We start from the raw sequence: 20,977 nt of genomic DNA on the forward strand, positions 1-20,977 counted from the left end.
CCGCTTTCACCATTTTTGGGTCAAGGATTATAAAGGTCCTTATTGTAAAATTGCATGATTCCCGATATGTGTTCGAGAGCCTGCCGGGCGGGACCGTCGGGGTCAAGCTCGGCGGCCTTGTAGTAATCGTTTATTGCCTCGCGCCTCCTCCCGAGCTTCCAGTTGAGCCTGGCTCGTTCAAGATAGCAGGCGACATTGCATAAATCGGCCTCAATCGCATCATTCAACCCAACAATAGCGGCCTCAAATTCGTTCTTATCAATAAGATGTCGTATTTCCGAAGGGATTTCCATCGCCATAAAATTTTTGCTTTAACTTATAAACGAATGAAACGCCTTTTTATTTTCGCAGCGCTCCTTTTATCAGCCATGCTCACTTGGAACCTCAATGCGTCTGACCGATACACATTGCTCGACCTCATGGGCAGTGCCAAGCCCTATCCCGCACCCGACTCACTGCTCACCCACCCCGATTCGCTCCAAGCGGTAATGATAAATCATGTGGGACGACACGGTGCCCGATTCCCGGCAAGCGATGAAAGAGCGATGACACTGCTCGACATACTGCAGAAAGCTGAAAAGGCCGGCACTATAACCCCGACAGGGCGCATGCTGCTCGAGCTCACCTACAATGTGGTCATGTATAGCACCGGACGCTGGGGAACCCTCGACCCGCTCGGAATGGCCGAGCAGCGAGGCATTGCAAGCCGAATGCGCGAAACCTATCCGCAGCTGTTTGACGACGGCACCGTGACGGCAATTTCTTCCTACGTGCCGCGATGCATCATGAGCATGTATTCATTCACCCATGAGCTGGCATCGATCAACAACCACATCGACATATCGACCAACTCGGGACGCGTCAACTCGCCGCTCATGCGTCCGTTTGACCTCAACAAGGAGTATGTCGACTATCGCAAGGATGGCTCCTGGAAACCCGTCTACGACAGCTACTTCGACAGTCATGCTCCGGCCAATCCCATAATCAGGGCCATAGGAGCCGACTATCCTATCGACCGCAAGCAGGCGCAGGAACTGTCAATGACCGAGTACGGGCTGCTTGCCGGATTGAGGGCAATGAGCATCGACGGGCACATAACGGCCTTTTTCAGCATCGAGGAGCTCAACGCGCTGTGGGCGTGCAACAATCTGAAGCAATATCTGCAACGCACGGCGTCGTCACTGACGACACTCCCCGCCTCGATAGCGTCAAAGTTGCTCGACAACCTCATCACCACGACCGACGACTTCATTGCCGGGCGCAACGATTCGATTAAAGTGATGTTGCGGTTTGGACACGCCGAAACCATGATGCCGCTGCTGTCGCTTATGCGTCTTCCGGGATGCTACTACGTGACCGACGACATGGAGAGCGTTGCGCAGCACTGGCACAACTTCCACGTTGTACCCATGGCCTCCAATCTGCAGATCATCGTGTTCCGCTCCACTTCGGGCCGCTACTACGTGCGCTTCGACCTCAACGAATGTCCCGTGCCACTGCTTCCCGACGACAGCCGCATCTACATCCCTTGGGATGAGGCAAAGGCCCGACTCAAATACTGCCTCACCGGTCAGGAGTAGCAAGGCGTTGCGCTATGTGTCGTCTGAACAGGTATAACACCACTACTCCCGTCAGGGCGAAACCCGCGCCTATCAATGACGAATAGCGCACTCCCGCACCCGAATCGACAGGAAATCCGCCAAAGAGAGCGCCCAAGGCGTTACCGAGATTAAACGCTATCTGCACCATGGCTCCGCCCATAAGCTCTCCGCCGGGCGAATACTTGATGAGCAGCAACTGCATGGGCGGCGACACGGCAAACAACGCTGCCGCCGAAAGACACACCATAGGCACGCTCACCCAGCGACACTGTGCCCACAGGAACAGTGACATTAGTGCTACAAAAATCACAATCTCGATGTAATAGGACATGCGCGGCGGCGTAAAGCGGTCGCTCAAGGCTCCGCCATAGTAAGTGCCGATGCACATGCTCGCTCCCACAAGCAGCATAAGCACCGGAATGAACCCCATGCTCAGTCCCGTGACATCGGTAATCAACGGCGTGACATAGCTGTACATACTGAACACACCGGCATTGCCGAGCATCGTTGCCGCAATGAGCAACCAGGGTTCACGCTTCTTAAGGAATCGGAACTGGCCTTTTATATTGGTGGGAGGCAACGGTGCCATGCGGGGCACCATAAGCCACAGGCCCAGCAGCGTTATCACGCCCCAGCCCACTACAAACATGAATATGTAACGCCATGAAAGAGTGTTGCCTATCAGACTGCCAAACGGCACGCCAAGCAGATTGGCGACAGTCATTCCCATACACATAAGCGCCACGGCCGATGTAGCGCGGTTAACGCCCACAAGCCGGCTCGCCACCAACGCGCCGGTGCCGAAATAAGCACCGTGAGGCAACCCCGATATAAATCGCATGATTAAAGCCACAGTATAGTCGCTCGACAACGTAAAGCCGAGATTGCCCGCAATGTAGACAACCATCAACATTAACAATATACGCTTCAACGGCCAGTTGCGGGTAAACAGTACAATCAACGGAGCACCGACGCACACACCCAAGGCATACGCCGAAATAAGGTGTCCGGCCGAAGCTATCGACACGCCGAACTGAGCCGCCAGCTCGGGCAGAATGCTCATCATGACATACTCCGTTATGCCGAGCCCGAATGTTCCCAGCGCAAGGGCAAACAATCCTTTCTTCATAGGTTGAACAACAAATCAAATGAAAATCGCCTGCAAAGTTAGCGATTTAAATCCAATCCGCCATTTCCTTAATCACTTAACTCATATTCTTTAGGAATAATTTGAGTTATAGCCTCATCTATAAGACAAAGCTTTCTAACAGTCCAATTGTTAAATTCACTCGCTTCTTCAACCAACTCCTTAAATCCTTCAATTTCTTCCGGCATTCTAAAACCCATCCTTAACCCAGTAAATATCAACAGTTTGCCTAACTGGAAAAAGTCATTGAAATATTGAGAGTCAACTTTATTCATAAACATAATCACATTACCACATATTGCCCTATAATTATGCAGAAATGCATTATTAGGGCCATAATAATGGCCGACTCCAACCAGATTTATTTTAGCTTTAGTTTTCCACTCATTTTCATTTTCAAATCCCAGCCAATCTTCAACAAAAGGCATTTCTCCATCATGATAGGATGAAAATTCATTAGCAGCCAAGAGCAACAGTGTATTTACTGATAGACTTTGTGGATTTTTGATATCCATAAGCTTAACATTTTCACAATATGGCATTATATATTTATATTGTTCAGGGAATGAAATATTAAATGCCATTTCAGAAAAATATTTTATATAAATATCCGAAAAATACAAAAATGGGTATAAATTTATAACTGCGAAAAAATGCTCGTAGTCTTTATTAGCTACATGATTTAAAGCGGCTGATATAAATAGGAATTTAGCAATACTGTGTTTTATATCTAACACATCTTCAGGTGTTAATTGTCGGATATCTCGTCTTAACATCGACAATTGTTCAATGGTTTCTCTTACACTGCGATTATAATTCTCTCTAATCCATTCCGCGTCTTTTTCATTCAAGCTCATACCTTCCGATAACATAACAGCAGCTTTTAAAATTTCAAAATAAAGCTTTGCTTCACGAATTTTTATGCTATCTCCTATTTGTTCGGAATTTGCAGTTTTATACAAAATCTCCAGTATTTGAGATGAGTATTTATATAACAGCTTTCCTTCATGTATTAGCATCCACACCTCAATAGAAGGATTGATATCATTCCCTTTCCATTGCTTTGATAATATTAACTCTTCTAAGTCATTTACTAAAACAGAGTTTCCCCACTCAGCAAAACCATAATCAACAATTAAATTGCCTGTCTTAGAATCCCTAATGCCAATTTTATTTTCGCTATTTTTTGCCATTATAGGTTGCCATGGATTGCGTAGATTCTTTATACTATCATCAGCATAGTTTAATATCAATTGATCCTCAGCAACAAGCATAGGCTTATATCCAAGTTGCAAAACTACCAATATGGCCAATATTTCTCCATTTATAACTAAAGGCCATTGAAATTTCCGATATTTCTCTTTACCTTTCTTAATCCATAATAATTTATATAATGCAATTATTGCCACAATCAAAGCGGTAAACCTTATTGCGACATCCAATTTGGGATTTGGGTAAATAAACCAAGCATCTAACGCCAATACCAATAGTACACCTAAATATACACAATACGGTTTTGTGAATTTAGGCTTAATATAGACAGTAAGTAATGCGATCGGGATTAAAAACAGTCCCCATGCCGAGCTCTCCGATTTAAGATAACCATTAAAACCTTCAACTGGAAATATACAATAGAAAAACACTATTGTCAGCATTATCGTCAAACATAACATAGGAACACTCAGATTCAAAGCTTCATTGCGTTTACGAGATCCTATTAAGCCGTAAACAAGAGCACCCAATAGCACATAGTAACACACAAAAGCCATCCAATTTCCGGTATCCATCACTATGTGATATGCCTTATAAAAGCTTTCTGCAGATAGAACAATCGAACCAAATGCCAACAACAGCGTCAATCCACAATAGATAAATGTTTTCTTCCATCCCGAAAAAGCGTTATTCACAGCCATTGAACCGCAAAAGACCGTCAAGATTATTGACGACAGATTGGCAAATGATTTCAAGGCTTCAATACCGCCATTATATATACCATTGAATATCATTGCCCCCACATCATGCGTTAGATAAAGGAACGCAAATATAAGAAAAGGAATCGACAGAATCATACTAATCATCCTCTTCATCGACATCTCGGCGATTTGCTTCTCTTTTTCAGCCGATATTCGACGATTCTCCAATTCCGCTTTTTCCTTTTCCCACTCCTCAGTTCTTGTACGTATACGTTCGGCCACTACTTTAGCAAGCGAATCGTGCACAAGCTCGACATAGTCTTCTCCGTTTACAGGAGCACATTTGATAAGACGCTCCTTTTCCAACGCCATGCGATAATCGGCAAAATCAGCCTTTTCAAGCTCCGATGAAGTGGTCTTTATCCTAACGCGACGGCCTCTTGAGTCCACAAGCGCGTTCTCAATCGCCTCCTGTGTCTTCTCCGGAACGCCACACCGTTCAATAGTCCGCACATAATAATCGGCCACGAGATTTGACAGGTTCTCGCCCGACAACAAATCAACAGCTCTGTCATTTTCACTAATGGATGTCGCCACTATCGAAAGTAACATAGCAGAAACAATTGGCAGATTACGTTCAGTTTTGTCAAGTTCCTCAACCGACCGTCCTGTTATGAATGACAAAATCTTTTTCTTTTCTCCATCAGGAACATTAGAAAGCAACGACATTACTTCCCAAGCCTCATCGATTGTCAGCGGCTTAAGATTGTATCGGTTATTCTTTATCGCAGGTATGAAATATCGCTGTACTCCCCAATAATCCAGATCGCCGATGTATTCATTGCGCATAGCCAACAACACCTTGAAGTTCTTCTGCTCCGAAATAACAGGGAACTTCTCCTTATCAGGCAACTTGGCACGTACACGGTCAACAATTCGGGCCGGGCACGAATTCTCTTCAAGTCCGCTGAACCACCGGAAAAAGCTATCGGTCCATTCAGGATTTATCGGTCGAGTTATAACCTCTTCAAACTGGTCAAATATAATAATGGGCTTTAATGGAATGCCGTAAAAATCAAATGAATAATTACGCAACAGCCACCACGCGTTATTGTAAAGCTGAAGATTGCGGTCGAGCGTGTTTAACATCTCATCATTACTTGATGCGACAACCCTAAGCGGCAAATCCTTGTGATCCGATGAATAATCTATAAGTGCTTTTATACTTGTAAGTTTTTCGCCTTTAACCTTGTCATCTTTAAGTTTCTGCTTATTATATGGATTGATCGCCTCCGCGATTGAATCGCACAACAATTTATTAAAGTCGGGCGACTTACTTTCAAATAATTTATCGGTAATAACTATAGGCACAGGGATGAATCCTGCGCTTTTTAGCTTGGGCAACAATCCCGCACTTATCAACGAGCTTTTTCCCTCACCCGATTCAGAATGAAGCACCACAATGTCATTGCGCTTCAACATTGACAATATATCGTCGATAGCTTGAGAGCGACCCTTGAAAATAGCCGCATCTTTTTCAGTATAGGAAGCCAATCCTATGAATGATGTATTTTTCATAGCAATTATTTACAAATTTCAATATCGTTATCACTAAAATCGGGATTTAACACCTTCATGTTTATATGGTAGAAAACCGCGCTTATATCCGGGAAGTTCTTTGCCATCTCTTCGATTAATTTTGTATCCAAAGGACTGCCATTTTTCCAGACCCTGCCGTCAATTACCAACGGGAGGGAAAATACAGCGTCTTCAGGCAACGATTTAATTCTTTTAGCAGCCTCTATGACCTCGACTTTTACATGAGAATCCTCAAAAACCTTGCTCCAAAAATTCTCGGTAACCACAGGGATGTATAACTTGGACTTATAAATCGCCTTTATGTAGCGATTCACATAGTTTTCGCCATATTTTATCGCCTCCTTGTCGAAAAACACATTATTCAATTTGCGGCTGAGTACGTTGTATATCCTCTCCGCGATGTCATAGTCCTCGCCTGCGTATGAAATGAAAGCGTCATAACTTTCGCAATCAGCCTTCGATTCAGTGCTAATCATTTTGTCACGATCCTTAATTCGAGAGGTTATCTCAGCCAAAATTTCATCAACAGCCTGATCGGTATCAAAATGATAACATTGCAGGAAATCGAAGAATCCCACATTTGAATCAGTGTGGCTTAACCAATACTTCTGCACTTCACCTGCTTGATTCTGAAAGGGGAACCACAAAAAGCGAAAAATCCAGTCGGGCAAATGACTTCCCAAGACCATAAGTCGCCCCGGCTTTTCAGCAAGATAGTTATAAAGATTGTTACATGAATAATCGCCACCTTGTATATTGTGCAGGAACTCAAGCAACGAATCCTCGTCACACACCCACTTCCAGCCATCGGCCGCTTTGCCGAATATATGGTAAACCGTATTTCCGAGCGACGAAATGTCATCCTTATTACGCCCCTGGCTCACACTCGCCGGACTATAATAAAACGAATTGTAGTTTACTCCACGGACACTTAATGCATTCTCTATAAGCGAGAACGGCGATGTGGTGATTATCAATCGCGGTTTCATTGCAGCAAGAAAATCGAGAACCGATTCCCTTAACCGCAATCTGCCGTTATCGCGTACCTCATCCACTATTTCCCGAAATTCATCTTTAAACCTAACAGCATCCATCGAGGCTTTGGCTCGCGTAAATATATAATAAATTTCAGCTGAAGATTCGCATTTTACATTACGTAATTCGGGAATCTCCTCACACAACTGTTGCACGACATAGGACAACAGCGTGACATCTCCGTCAGGAGTTTCAACTATAAAAGCATCATCCCCGATTAAAGGGACAATTGAATTACTATTGGTTACAACCGACTTTATGTTACGCTCCTGAGCTCGAGAAAATGGCATAAGGTTATATGATTGGTATTTTTACAAAAATAATAATTCTTTATTATTCTCGCAAATACCAATAACCGCATAATCAATGCCGATGCTGATTTGAGGCGTTGAGGGAGTTGGGGTTACATGAGTTCCTTGACCAGGAGGTAGAGGAGGGCGGCGAGGACGCCGCCAAGAAGCGGGCCTACGATGGGTACCCAGCTGTAGCTCCACTGGCTGGAGCCCTTGCCCTTTATCGGCAATATAGCGTGGGCGATGCGCGGCCCCAGGTCACGTGCCGGATTGATGGCGTAACCCGTCGTGCCGCCGAGCGACATACCAATCACCACAACGAGCAGGGCCACAGGTAACGCGCCCACACTGCCGAGTCCCACCTCCGAGGAGTTCTCCTTGTCGCCCATAAACAGAATAACGAGCACAAGAATGAACGTACCCACGATTTCGCATATCATGTTACGACGATAATTCTTTATGGCAGGAATGGTGGCAAACACACCGAGCTTGGTTTCGGCCTCAGCCGTGGCATCGAAGTGATCCTTATAAAATACGTAGACAATAACGGCTCCAAGTATTCCGCCGGCAATCTGCGACACGATGTAGGGCAGCACATACTCCCACGGGAACTTACCCGCAGCGGCAAGCCCCAACGTAACGGCCGGATTAAGATGCGCTCCGGTATAAGGCCCGGCGATGAGCACACCGCACATAACGGCAAGACCCCATGCAAGCGTCACCACCACCCATCCGGCTCCCTCGCCCTTGGACTTGCGCAGCGACACACACGCCACCACGCCGCAACCAAGTAACACGAGAACGAATGTGCCTATGAACTCAAAAAGGCATTGGACTAAAAGCGAAACTTTCATGACTACACTACTTTATCGGATATTCGGTAAGTACCCGGTTCACGGCGTTGTGCCATCCCTCGATTTCACTCGCCACCTTGGCAAGATCGCCCGACGGAGAGAACACCTTCTCAACCTGCCACTGAGAGCGCACTTCGTCAAGGTCACTCCAATATCCCACGGCGAGTCCGGCAAGATAGGCCGCACCAAGCGCGGTGGTTTCGGTGATGCGCGGACGCATGACATCGGTATTCAATATGTCGCTCTGGAACTGCATCAGCAGATTGTTGCGTGACGCTCCGCCGTCGACCTTCAGATTGGCGATGGGCAGTTCGGCGTCACGTTCCATCGCCTTCACTATGTCATAGGTCTGATAGGCAATTCCCTCAAGAGCGGCACGTGCTATGTGGGCGGTCGTGGTTCCTCGGCTGATGCCCGATATGGCGCCACGGGCATACTGATCCCAATATGGCGCGCCAAGTCCGGTGAGTGCCGGCACGAAATACACCCCGTCGGTGTCGGGCACCGACTCGGCAAGTGCCTCCACCTCGGCCGACGATGTTATGCACTTCAATGAGTCGCGCAGCCACTGGATCACCGAACCGCCGACAAATATCGACCCCTCGAGAGCGTAGGTCACCTTGTCGCCAAGCTTCCACGCAATGGTGGTGAGCAGCTTGTTTTTCGACTCTATGGGACGCTCACCGCTGTTCATCAACAGGAAGCATCCCGTGCCGTAGGTGTTCTTAACCGAACCGGGTTCAATACACATCTGTCCGAACAGTGCGGCCTGCTGGTCGCCGGCACTTCCCGATATGGGCACATGGTGGGCAAAGAGGGTCGATGTAGTGTGACCGTACACCTCGCTCGACGACTTCACTTCGGGCATCATCGACAACGGAATGCCAAACATATCAAGCAGTTCCTTGTCCCACTCGAGAGTGTGGATGTTGAAGAGCATCGTGCGTGACGCATTGCTGACATCGGTCACGTGAATATCGCCGCGGGTCAATCGCCACATGAGCCATGTTTCGACGGTACCAAACATCAGCTTACCCTCGTCGGCACGCTTGCGCGCTCCGGGAACATTGTCGAGAATCCACTTGATTTTCGTCGCGCTGAAGTAGGCGTCAAGTATCAGTCCGGTCTTGCTACGTATCATCTCCACCACTCCCTCGCGGCGAAGCTGGTCGCAATACTCCGAAGTGCGCCTGTCCTGCCACACGATTGCGTTATATATCGGCTCCTCGGTGTCACGGTCCCACACGATTGTGGTTTCGCGCTGGTTGGTTATGCCTATCGCGGCTATGTTCTTTCCGTTTATGTCGATCTTCGATATAGCCTCGGCTATTACCGAAGCCTGCGAAGCCCATATCTGATGAGGATTGTGCTCAACCCATCCCGAGCGGGGAAATATCTGTTCAAATTCACGTTGCGCCACAGAGCATATCGAACCCTTGCGGTCAAATACGATGGCACGCGAGCTGCTTGTGCCTTGGTCGAGCGACAGGATGTATTGTTGTTCCATAATTTTTCATTAACCCCTCACTATCGAGAGCTGATTTAAAGTAACTATGATTCAGGGAAGGACACAACACCTTCCTTATAGTTAGGAACAACCCATAACCATTAAAGGTTCCGTCACATAATGTAGTTAAGACCCTTAATACACATTTAATAACATCAATACCGACTTATTGAACAATCAGCCCTTTAACTCCGACAGCTCAGTCGAGGTCGGAGTACACTTTGCGTCGGCGAAGGTAGTAGTCGACAACTATGTCAGGCGACTTGGGCAGCAGGTCGACATCGGGGTGGCTCGTGTAGTTGGCGCGCATCTTCCGGAAGTCGCGATGAGCGCGCAACACGGCCGAAGCATCGGCAAAGTCAAGCGACACGACAAACTTCACCCACGCAAGCGCATCATACAGCCGACGCACCAGCAGACGCTTCTTTCGCGACGAGTCGGGCAGATTCTTGTGCAGGAGCAACAGGTTGTTGCGGAAATTAAGATAGGTCTTGCGCGGATTGGAGGGCGGCAACGTACCGCCGCCGAGATGAAACACGACGCTTTGCGGAATCACCACCACGGCATATCCAGCAAGCTTTATGCGCCAGCACAGGTCAATCTCCTCCATGTGGGCGAAGAAGTCCTTGTCAAGACCGCCCACCTTGACATACAGCTCACTGCGCACCATCAACGCCGCACCCGAGGCCCAAAACACGGGAATCACCATGTCATACTGGCCCGAATCGCGCTCAACGGTGTCGAATATGCGACCGCGGCAATAGGGATAGCCGTTACGGTCAAGGAATCCGCCGCATGCTCCGGCATATTCAAATGACTTGTGATCGGCATAAGAACGAATCTTGGGCTGACAGGCACCCACATCGGGGTGCGCCTCCATGTAGTCATAGAGCGGATTGAGCCAACCCGTGGCAGGCGCGACATCGCTGTTGAGCAGCACCGTATAGCGATAATCGGTGGCCGCTATGGCCCGGTTGTAACCCTCGGCAAACCCATAGTTACGGTCAAGCTTCACCACAATGACGTCGGGAAACGACCGCTCAAGCAGCTCGAGCGAACCGTCGTCACTGCCGTTGTCGGCCACGATCACATCGGCAATTGTGTCATCGGTGGCCGAAATCACCTGCGGAAGATACTTGGCGAGCATCTTCTCGCCGTTCCAGTTAAGTATTATTACAGCTACGGGCTTTTCCATTAGTCACAATGTTCATCGGTTGAAGGATACTGCACGGGATATTTCCATCGCTTGTGGGTCCACAGCCATATCGACGGATTGCGCTCTATCGTCTGCTGAAGCAACCGGGCGTAGACATCGGTAATGGCAAACTGCGGCATCGAGTCGGGATTGTCGGTTATAAGCCGCAGCGTGAGCTTGTAGTGTCCTCGGCTCGGCTTTTCGACATCCCAGTAGAAGGCCACAAGATTGAGGCGGCGCACAATCGTTTCGGTGCCCGTTATCATGGCAGTAGGATGATTCAGGAACTTGACCACGTGCGTGACATCGCCGGCACTCGGTTTCTGGTCGCTCATGAATCCCGTGACGCTCAACACGCCGTCACGCTTCAACAGCAGCAGGTCGCGAAACACCATGCGCTTGTCAAACGACACCGAGCCGAAACGGCTGCGAAGCTTCAGAAAATAAGCGTCAAACCACTTGTTGGTCAACGGTCGGTAGACCTGGGCGTACACCACTCCGTTGGTGGGGTTGTTACGTGCCCACAGGGTTATCGAGGTACCCCACTCCCAGTTGCCGCAATGCGAGAAATACACTGCCACCGAACGCCCCTGCTCCACGTAACGGTCAATCTGCTCGACACCCTCGATTACAGTGTGTCGGCGCATCTCGTCGTCAGTTATGTGGTTCATCTTTATAGTTTCAAAGAAGTAGTCGGCGAAATTCCGGAAAAACTGCCGGCATATAGCCTTGTGCTCCTCAGGGCTCTTATCGGGAAACGAGTCGGCAATGTTTTTCAACGCCACCTTGCGGCGATAACCCACCACATGATAGAGCAACACAAACAGAATGTCGCTCAACACATAGAGCATCCCGAACGGCAGGCGTGATATGCCGCCAAACAGCCATCCCAACGGTTTATATTGCCAATATTTCATAATTCAATGCGTCCTTTCATCATGTCACCATTGTCGATTACCTCACCGAGCATCACCGGCACCACCTTGTTGGCATATTCGGCAACCGGCTTCACCTCCACCTTCAGATAGTTGTCGGTGAACCCCGTCATGGGACGGCGCGGACGCTGATGCTCAAGCAGCACCGGGCGCACCGTTCCGCTGAAACGCGAAGCGAAGTCGGCAAGCTTATGCTCCGAGATGCGCAGCATCACATTGGTGCGGCGATGCTTCACCTCCTGCGGTACCACGTAGTCGATGTCGAGCGCACGTGTACCGGGACGCTCCGAATAGGGAAACACATGCAGACGCGAAATGTCGAGCGACTCCACATAGTCGCGCGAACGCTCAAAGAGTTCGTCGGTTTCGCCACGCGCCCCCACAATCAGGTCGACACCAATGAAAGCGTGAGGCATCACCTCGCGTATTCGCTCGACGCGATGGCGAAACAGCGCCGTGTCGTAGTGACGGCGCATAAGCCGCAGCACCTCGTCGGAGCCCGCCTGAAGCGGTATGTGGAAGTGCGGCATGAACCTCCGTGACGAGGCCACCCACTCAATCATCTCGTCGGTAAGCAGGTTGGGCTCTATCGACGAGATGCGGTAACGCTCTATGCCGTCAACATTGTCAAGCGCCTTTATAAGATCGAAGAACGTGTCGTCACGTCCCTTGCCGAAGTCGCCTATGTTTACACCCGTCAGCACAATCTCCCGTCCGCCTTCCTCGGCCACCTGCCGGGCCTGGTCGACGATGGATTCGATAGTGCCCGAGCGGCTGCGGCCGCGGGCCTTGGGTATTGTGCAGTAGCTGCACCAATAGTCGCATCCGTCCTGCACCTTCAGGAAGTAACGCGTGCGGTCGCCGCGCGAACACGAGGGATCAAACTTGCGTATATCGGTAAGCGGAGTTATGTAGGATTCGGTACGGCGGTTTTCAAGCCAGCGGTCAAGATAATCGAGAAGCTCAAGCTTGCGGTCGGTTCCGGCAACGATGTCTACGCCGTGAATGGCCGCAATTTCATCGCTTTTGAGCTGGGCATAGCATCCCGTAACCACGATTACAGCCTCGGGATAGAGCCGCGCGAAACGATTGATGGCCTGTCGGCACTTCTTGTCGGCCACATCGGTTACACTGCATGTATTAACCACAACTATGTCGGGAGTTTCGCCCGACTGCACCCTGCGTATGCCCTTCTCTGAAAACATTCGGGCGACACTGGATGTCTCGGAAAAATTGAGCTTACATCCGAAAGTGTGAAACAAAGCGGTGCTATTGCCAAATGTCGAATTGTCAATCATGGTGCAAACTTAGCAATTTTTATCCTGTTATCGCTTTTAATCAAACTATTTTTATGCCGTATTTGTACTATTATAAGCATATTTTGTACTATTTTTGCGAAAAAGACAGATTAAAAACCGGATTAATGAGCACTTCTGAAACCCTAACCGAGATTTATGCACGCAGTTTCCGTGACAACTGGACATTGCCTGCTTTGACCGACTACAGCACCGATAAGACCGACACCTATGCCCAGATGGCCAAGGGAATCGCACGCATGCATCTGATGTATGAGATGACAGGCGTGAAAAAGGGCGACAAGATAGCCCTTATCGGCAAGAACTCTCCCGGGTGGATAACCGTGTTCATGGCCACCATCACCTACGGCGCAACCATAGTGCCCGTGCTTCAGGACTTCAATCCCGTCGACGCACAGCACATCATAAATCACTCCGAGTCTATTCTGCTGTTTGTCGACAACAACATCTGGGAGTCATTCGAGTTTGAGAAGATGCCCAAGGTAAAGGGTGTGATATCGCTCACCGACGGGAAGATACTCGCCGAGCATCCGCTCAACGAGCGCAAAATCGAGCGTGAGCTGAAAAACCTGACCCGCAAATTCAAGAAGCGCTATAAAAAAGGATTCTCCTCCGACGATGTGAACTACCCCATCATGAACGACGACGATATAGCCGTGCTCAACTACACTTCGGGAACCACCGGATTTTCCAAGGGTGTCATGCTCACCTATCGCAACCTGTGGGGCAACGTGACATTCGGCATCCACTCCCGGCTCCATTTCCAGGGCTCGCGATGCCTCTCATTCCTGCCGCTCGCCCATGCCTACGGATGTGCATTCGACATGCTTGTGCCGCTCGCCACCGGAACCCACATAACCGTTTTCGGCAAGATACCCTCTCCCAACCTGCTGCTTAAGGCACTCTCGCAAGTGCGCCCCAATCTCGTAATCTGCGTCCCGCTGATTCTCGAAAAGATATACCGCAAGCAGATTCTCCCCATGATTACCAAGAAAGCCATGCGGTGGGTGCTCGCCATCCCCGGCATCGACAAGGCCTTCTACTCAATCATACGCCGCAAGCTCGTCGAAGCCTTCGGTGGCGAGTTTGAGGAAATAATCGTGGGCGGCGCGCCGCTCAACCCCGAGGTCGAGGAATTCCTTAGCCGCATAAAATTTCCATTCACTGTGGGATACGGCATGACCGAATGCGGGCCTCTGATCAGCTACACCCCGTGGCGACAGTTTATAGTAGGCTCATCGGGACGAACTCTCCCCGGACTCATGCTAAGCAAAATCGAAAGCCCCGACCCCGAGAACATTCCGGGCGAGATATGCGTAAGAGGAGTAAACGTGATGAAGGGCTACTACAAGAATCCCGAAGCGACGGCCGCAGTGCTCGACGAGGAAGGATGGCTCCACACCGGCGATATGGGCACACGCTCCGAAGATGCCACGATATTCATAAAAGGCCGCTATAAGACCATGATTCTGTCATCCAACGGACAGAACATATATCCCGAAGAGATCGAGGCAAAGCTCAACAACATGCCCTTCGTGTCGGAGAGTCTTGTCGTGGAGCGCAACAAGCGTCTTGTGGCACTCGTGTATCCCGACTATGAAATGATGGACCAGTACGGACTGACTTTGGAAGAGCTTCCAAAGGAGATGGACAACATACTCGTTGAGCTAAACAAGCTCGTGGCACCCTACGAAAAAGTCGACCGCATACAGCTCATAGCCAACGAATTTGAGAAGACACCCAAACGCTCGATAAAGAGGTATCTCTACAACGCATAAGATAAATAACAATAAGAGCCGCTCTTAGGGCGGCTCTTATTGTTATCTGCTTTCGGTCGGCCCCGACTTGTCGGCCTCGGCAGGCTGCGATTCATCGGTTTCGGGTGCCGGATTACTTATGTAACGCTCGTAGTAGGTCATTATAAGGGCAGTTACCGGCAGTGCTATAATCATGCCTATTATCCCCAGCAGACTGCCCCACACCGACAACGACAACAGTATTATGGCAGGATTCAGCCCCATCTCCTTTCCCATGATGTGGGGAGTTATCACGTAGTCGCATATACACTGGCTCACCACATAGACCAGCAGACACTTGCCCATCTCGGGCAGAAACTCCACCGAACCGCCGAGCGAATATACAAAGCAGATGGCGGCGACCGGAATGAGCGTCACATACTGAAAATAGGGTATCATGTACAATATCCCCACTATTATACCCATAGGAATGGCAAGCGGGAGCCCCACGATTGAAAACCCGATGCAGTAGAACACGGCGGCACACATAGCCACAACTCCCTGACCGCGGAAATAGTGGTTCATGCTGTTCTCAACGTCACGCACCACAACCATTGTGCGCGGACGATACTTGTGAGGTATGATAAGCTTGAACCCGCGCGAAATCTCAGGATAGTCGATGAGAATGAAGAGGATGTAGATCAGCGTCAGCAACCACGACAGAATCTCCATGACTACGCCTATCGACTCCTCAAGCAGCGACGACCCCTTGCTAAGCAACGCCTCGATGTGAGTGCCGTCGAGCATTCCGCTGATATTGTCGGGGTTGAAGTACTTGTTTATGAAGTCCACCACCGTTACGTAGAACTTGGGAAGCTTCACCTCGCCCGACGACACGCTCTTCAGTATGTCGCCCAGCGTGTTCAGCTCCTTAATCACCGACGGCAGGAATATGTAGACCACCAAGGCTATGACCACCGTCACATCGACGAGCGTGAGTATCGACGGGATTACACGCCCCTTGGTGCGGGTGAGCCGGCGGTTCATGTCGACTATGGGTTGAAGTATATAGGCGATGAAGCACGCAACAAAAAATGGCAGCAGCACATTGCTGAGATAACGCACCAGATATATGAGCGCCGCAGCTATGGCAAGACCGATTACAAGCCGCATGATGCGGTCGACGGTCCAATATCGGGATGAAACTTTTGATGGCATAAATAAATAGTCGCGTTAAATTATGTTATTTAAACAATTCCGCTCTCGCCACTGTTCACTTTCAAGGTTGCTTCAGTAATAATGGATGCCATTACCCCAAATGTGACAATTACTTCCAATATAATTATGTGAAAGTTTGGATAGTATTGAAATTATCCCATCTTTTACAGTCCAAAAACGAGCAAACCCTTTTGTACATTGGCGTGAAGCCATGTGCAAAAGGGTCTATATATGTAGCACTGGAATGGGGTTATCTATATTTAACCTTTTTTAATATTAGCAATAATCTGTTTGATTTTCTGACGAGTAACAATCTCGGTGTCGAGTCTGAAGCCGGCTTTGGCATGTAGGTCATCGGTAAGATCATCCCGTGTGAAGTTAGGCTTGTAGCCTTCTCCCTTGACTATGTTCATAGTCATTGACCGTAGTTTCTCAATTATAGCGGAGGATGTGTATTTATAGTTCAGTTCCTTTTCCATTATTCTGAAGAGCAGTAGTGTGATAAAGCAGACAATGAAGTGGGCCCTTATGTGTTCCGCCGTCCAGACGAAGACGGGTCGACCCTTGAAGTCAGTCTTGATGACCCTGAAGGCATCCTCCGACTCCCAGCGGTTATGGTTCAGTTCGATGATTTTCGTCACATTGTCAGACAGATCCGTACATATCGCATAGAAGCCGTCATATTTTTCTTCTTCTGATATGGCGTCAAGATTCAGGGAGACGGTTCTGAATACCGCAACCTCGCCGTCTTCTGTGGCGTAGGTCTCGGAAAGGAACCTGTCAGGGCTCTTATAAGATTTGGTCAATGTCCTGTTTCCACGTGCATTGCTGTCAGCCTTGTCAATCTCGCGTTGACGCAGGAATCGGAGGTAGTCGCGGTATTTGTATGAAAATGTCACAATCAATCTTTGAGAGAACTTTGTCTTTTCATTGACAATCCAACGCTCGCGATAAAAAGTGCGGTCTCCGTAATAACGGGCAGTATCGGCATCAGTCAGGTCAAACTCCAGTTCATCCTCGTCTGCATCCCGGTACCGCTTGTCTTTTTGTACCGTGTCGGACTTTACAAGTTTCCATCCTGTCGGTTCCAGACACCAGTCCCTGAGATTATCCTCCAGTTTCTTTATTGACTGCACCGTTATGAATGATCTTTCTGCTGTGGAGTTATATGACCGGTTGCCTTCAGAAGAGAGACCTCCGTCTGTACAGACTACAATCTTGCTGACCCCCATCTTCTCAACTATAATCTTTTCAGTTGGAATCAAGGTAGTCTGTTCGTTGGCATTGCCGGGATTGATGCACATCGCAACCGGCATGCCGGAGTTGTCGATGAACATACCCATCTGTACGATGGGGTTCGGTCGATGTTCCTTGGAGACTCCGTACTTGCGTATACGTTCATGAACGTTCCCTTTTTTGTCTGTCACATAGTCCGGATCGGCAGATTCTCTCTCGAAAAAATAGTTGGTGCAGTCATAGTACATGACGGTCGTATCCCGTTCGACAACCTTTGACGAATTAAGGAAAAGTCTCTTCTGGATGTATTCACCGTGTCTGTCCAGGATATCCAGACTCCTGTAGATATGCTGTTTTTCTATATCAAAAGGCTCGATATAGCTTCCGCTCCTGCGATAATTACCTAGTTTTGAAGCCGGTCTCAAAAGCCGTTCGTAGACCATCAGCTCCAGAACTTTGTTGAAATCGAAGTCGAACTTATGTTTACGTGAGATTGCCTCGCATATCCTGTCCATCCCGACCTTATGGTACAGCCGTTTAAGAAACAGATATCCGCTCTCGCAACTCTGAGCCTCGCCTTTTTCAATAAGCTTTGTGGGCGACAGACGTGATATTATCACCTGCCGGCCCTCCTTCTCCTGTGCCGTAAGCCTGGCGATATATCCCCTGGCCCATTCAACAGGATCTCTGTCTCCGCATCTCTGACGAACTTCCTCAAGCGTTCCAAGGCGCTCATGGATTCTTGAGGTACTTTTGCCGTTCTTGTCCCTGTATGCCTTCTGTACATAAAGGATGGAAGTCTTTTTTGTCTTGGTTATTTTCAGCTTCATATTATGCCGCCCTGCCGTTGATTGCTACACGGTGCTACAAAGATAGTAATAAAATTTGACACGTGCAAGCGTGCCAGCAAAAAAGATTCATGAAAATGCAACTGTCAAACTACCGAACTTGGGAAGCTTCACCTCGCCCGACGACACGCTCTTCAGTATGTCGCCCAGCGTGTTCAGCTCCTTAATCACCGACGGCAGGAATATGTAGACCACCAAGGCTATGACCACCGTCACATCGACGAGCGTGAGTATCGACGGGATTACACGCCCCTTGGTGCGGGTGAGCCGGCGGTTCATGTCGACTATGGGTTGAAGTATATAGGCGATGAAGCACGCAACAAAAAATGGCAGCAGCACATTGCTGAGATAACGCACCAGATATATGAGCGCCGCAGCTATGGCAAGACCGATTACAAGCCGCATGATGCGGTCGACGGTCCAATATCGGGATGAAACTTTTGATGGCATAAATAAATAGTCGCGTTAAATTATGTTATTTAAACAATTCCGCTCTCGCCACTGTTCACTTTCAAGGTTGCTTCAGTAATAATGGATGCCATTACCCCAAATGTGACAATTACTTCCAATATAATTATGTGAAAGTTTGGATAGTATTGAAATTATCCCATCTTTTACAGTCCAAAAACGAGCAAACCCTTTTGTACATTGGCGTGAAGCCATGTGCAAAAGGGTCTATATATGTAGCACTGGAATGGGGTTATCTATATTTAACCTTTTTTAATATTAGCAATAATCTGTTTGATTTTCTGACGAGTAACAATCTCGGTGTCGAGTCTGAAGCCGGCTTTGGCATGTAGGTCATCGGTAAGATCATCCCGTGTGAAGTTAGGCTTGTAGCCTTCTCCCTTGACTATGTTCATAGTCATTGACCGTAGTTTCTCAATTATAGCGGAGGATGTGTATTTATAGTTCAGTTCCTTTTCCATTATTCTGAAGAGCAGTAGTGTGATAAAGCAGACAATGAAGTGGGCCCTTATGTGTTCCGCCGTCCAGACGAAGACGGGTCGACCCTTGAAGTCAGTCTTGATGACCCTGAAGGCATCCTCCGACTCCCAGCGGTTATGGTTCAGTTCGATGATTTTCGTCACATTGTCAGACAGATCCGTACATATCGCATAGAAGCCGTCATATTTTTCTTCTTCTGATATGGCGTCAAGATTCAGGGAGACGGTTCTGAATACCGCAACCTCGCCGTCTTCTGTGGCGTAGGTCTCGGAAAGGAACCTGTCAGGGCTCTTATAAGATTTGGTCAATGTCCTGTTTCCACGTGCATTGCTGTCAGCCTTGTCAATCTCGCGTTGACGCAGGAATCGGAGGTAGTCGCGGTATTTGTATGAAAATGTCACAATCAATCTTTGAGAGAACTTTGTCTTTTCATTGACAATCCAACGCTCGCGATAAAAAGTGCGGTCTCCGTAATAACGGGCAGTATCGGCATCAGTCAGGTCAAACTCCAGTTCATCCTCGTCTGCATCCCGGTACCGCTTGTCTTTTTGTACCGTGTCGGACTTTACAAGTTTCCATCCTGTCGGTTCCAGACACCAGTCCCTGAGATTATCCTCCAGTTTCTTTATTGACTGCACCGTTATGAATGATCTTTCTGCTGTGGAGTTATATGACCGGTTGCCTTCAGAAGAGAGACCTCCGTCTGTACAGACTACAATCTTGCTGACCCCCATCTTCTCAACTATAATCTTTTCAGTTGGAATCAAGGTAGTCTGTTCGTTGGCATTGCCGGGATTGATGCACATCGCAACCGGCATGCCGGAGTTGTCGATGAACATACCCATCTGTACGATGGGGTTCGGTCGATGTTCCTTGGAGACTCCGTACTTGCGTATACGTTCATGAACGTTCCCTTTTTTGTCTGTCACATAGTCCGGATCGGCAGATTCTCTCTCGAAAAAATAGTTGGTGCAGTCATAGTACATGACGGTCGTATCCCGTTCGACAACCTTTGACGAATTAAGGAAAAGTCTCTTCTGGATGTATTCACCGTGTCTGTCCAGGATATCCAGACTCCTGTAGATATGCTGTTTTTCTATATCAAAAGGCTCGATATAGCTTCCGCTCCTGCGATAATTACCTAGTTTTGAAGCCGGTCTCAAAAGCCGTTCGTAGACCATCAGCTCCAGAACTTTGTTGAAATCGAAGTCGAACTTATGTTTACGTGAGATTGCCTCGCATATCCTGTCCATCCCGACCTTATGGTACAGCCGTTTAAGAAACAGATATCCGCTCTCGCAACTCTGAGCCTCGCCTTTTTCAATAAGCTTTGTGGGCGACAGACGTGATATTATCACCTGCCGGCCCTCCTTCTCCTGTGCCGTAAGCCTGGCGATATATTCCCTGGCCCATTCAACAGGATCTCTGTCTCCGCATCTCTGACGAACTTCCTCAAGCGTTCCAAGGCGCTCATGGATTCTTGAGGTACTTTTGCCGTTCTTGTCCCTGTATGCCTTCTGTACATAAAGGATGGAAGTCTTTTTTGTCTTGGTTATTTTCAGCTTCATATTATGCCGCCCTGCCGTTGATTGCTAC

General features: G+C 48.5%; 15 protein-coding genes. 2 read left to right on the top strand and 13 right to left on the bottom strand.

All coding sequences use genetic code 11. The features are described 5' to 3' along the window. Positions 1-20 precede the first annotated feature (20 nt). Positions 21-293: a hypothetical protein gene (locus E7746_RS09570; protein WP_168184355.1), complete on the bottom strand. Its 273-nt coding sequence runs from the start codon at positions 291-293 to the stop codon at positions 21-23. Positions 294-368: 75 nt separating this feature from the next. On the opposite strand from E7746_RS09570, the gene E7746_RS09575 reads away from it, so the two are divergent. Beyond that, positions 369-1,580 carry a histidine-type phosphatase gene (locus E7746_RS09575; protein ID WP_238337167.1) on the top strand — a complete coding sequence of 404 codons (1,212 nt, stop codon included), beginning with the start codon at positions 369-371 and terminating at the stop codon, positions 1,578-1,580. On the opposite strand, the gene E7746_RS09580 is transcribed toward E7746_RS09575, so the two are convergent. From E7746_RS09580 to mtaB, 8 genes are all read right to left on the bottom strand, one after another. Beyond that, positions 1,564-2,730: an MFS transporter gene (locus E7746_RS09580; RefSeq protein ID WP_135947219.1), complete on the bottom strand. Its 1,167-nt coding sequence runs from the start codon at positions 2,728-2,730 to the stop codon at positions 1,564-1,566. The genes E7746_RS09575 and E7746_RS09580 overlap by 17 nt on opposite strands. A gap of 68 nt (positions 2,731-2,798) precedes the next feature. Then, positions 2,799-6,239, bottom strand: coding sequence for an nSTAND1 domain-containing NTPase (locus E7746_RS09585; protein ID WP_136410658.1), 3,441 nt, complete (start codon positions 6,237-6,239; stop codon positions 2,799-2,801). A gap of 5 nt (positions 6,240-6,244) precedes the next feature. Next, the gene (locus tag E7746_RS09590) at positions 6,245-7,585 is read right to left on the bottom strand and encodes a toll/interleukin-1 receptor domain-containing protein (RefSeq protein WP_136410659.1); all 1,341 of its coding nucleotides are present in this window, start codon (positions 7,583-7,585) and stop codon (positions 6,245-6,247) included. Positions 7,586-7,698: 113 nt separating this feature from the next. Then, positions 7,699-8,442, bottom strand: coding sequence for an MIP/aquaporin family protein (locus tag E7746_RS09595; RefSeq protein ID WP_135947216.1), 744 nt, complete (start codon positions 8,440-8,442; stop codon positions 7,699-7,701). 7 nt (positions 8,443-8,449) lie between these two features. Further along, positions 8,450-9,949: a glycerol kinase GlpK gene (gene glpK / locus E7746_RS09600; protein ID WP_136410660.1), complete on the bottom strand. Its 1,500-nt coding sequence runs from the start codon at positions 9,947-9,949 to the stop codon at positions 8,450-8,452. A 199-nt stretch (positions 9,950-10,148) separates the two neighbouring features. Beyond that, the gene (locus tag E7746_RS09605; RefSeq protein ID WP_135947214.1) at positions 10,149-11,144 is read right to left on the bottom strand and encodes a glycosyltransferase family 2 protein; all 996 of its coding nucleotides are present in this window, start codon (positions 11,142-11,144) and stop codon (positions 10,149-10,151) included. Further along, on the bottom strand, positions 11,144-12,061 hold the full coding sequence (locus tag E7746_RS09610) for a lysophospholipid acyltransferase family protein (RefSeq protein ID WP_123396267.1): 918 nt from the start codon (positions 12,059-12,061) through the stop codon (positions 11,144-11,146). Before E7746_RS09610 ends, E7746_RS09605 begins: the two co-directional genes overlap by 1 nt. After that, positions 12,058-13,377, bottom strand: coding sequence for a tRNA (N(6)-L-threonylcarbamoyladenosine(37)-C(2))-methylthiotransferase MtaB (gene mtaB / locus E7746_RS09615; protein WP_123396266.1), 1,320 nt, complete (start codon positions 13,375-13,377; stop codon positions 12,058-12,060). Before mtaB ends, E7746_RS09610 begins: the two co-directional genes overlap by 4 nt. A gap of 125 nt (positions 13,378-13,502) precedes the next feature. Between mtaB and E7746_RS09620 the strand changes: the two genes are divergently transcribed. Further along, a complete protein-coding gene (locus tag E7746_RS09620; protein ID WP_136410661.1) occupies positions 13,503-15,173 on the top strand; it encodes an AMP-binding protein in 1,671 nt (556 codons plus the stop codon). A 42-nt stretch (positions 15,174-15,215) separates the two neighbouring features. Here the strand turns inward: E7746_RS09620 and E7746_RS09625 are convergent, their stop codons facing one another. The 4 genes from E7746_RS09625 to E7746_RS09640 form a co-directional block, all read right to left on the bottom strand. Continuing rightward, positions 15,216-16,349 carry an AI-2E family transporter gene (locus E7746_RS09625; protein WP_136410662.1) on the bottom strand — a complete coding sequence of 378 codons (1,134 nt, stop codon included), beginning with the start codon at positions 16,347-16,349 and terminating at the stop codon, positions 15,216-15,218. A gap of 260 nt (positions 16,350-16,609) precedes the next feature. After that, on the bottom strand, positions 16,610-18,415 hold the full coding sequence (locus tag E7746_RS09630; RefSeq protein WP_136409411.1) for an IS1634 family transposase: 1,806 nt from the start codon (positions 18,413-18,415) through the stop codon (positions 16,610-16,612). An 87-nt stretch (positions 18,416-18,502) separates the two neighbouring features. Beyond that, a complete protein-coding gene (locus E7746_RS09635; protein ID WP_136410663.1) occupies positions 18,503-18,883 on the bottom strand; it encodes an AI-2E family transporter in 381 nt (126 codons plus the stop codon). A gap of 260 nt (positions 18,884-19,143) precedes the next feature. After that, complete coding sequence (locus E7746_RS09640) at positions 19,144-20,949, bottom strand: IS1634 family transposase (protein ID WP_107681949.1); 1,806 nt, start codon at positions 20,947-20,949, stop codon at positions 19,144-19,146. Positions 20,950-20,977 lie beyond the last annotated feature (28 nt).

It is taken from the genome of Muribaculum gordoncarteri (assembly GCF_004803695.1).
GTDB lineage: Bacteria > Bacteroidota > Bacteroidia > Bacteroidales > Muribaculaceae > Muribaculum > Muribaculum gordoncarteri.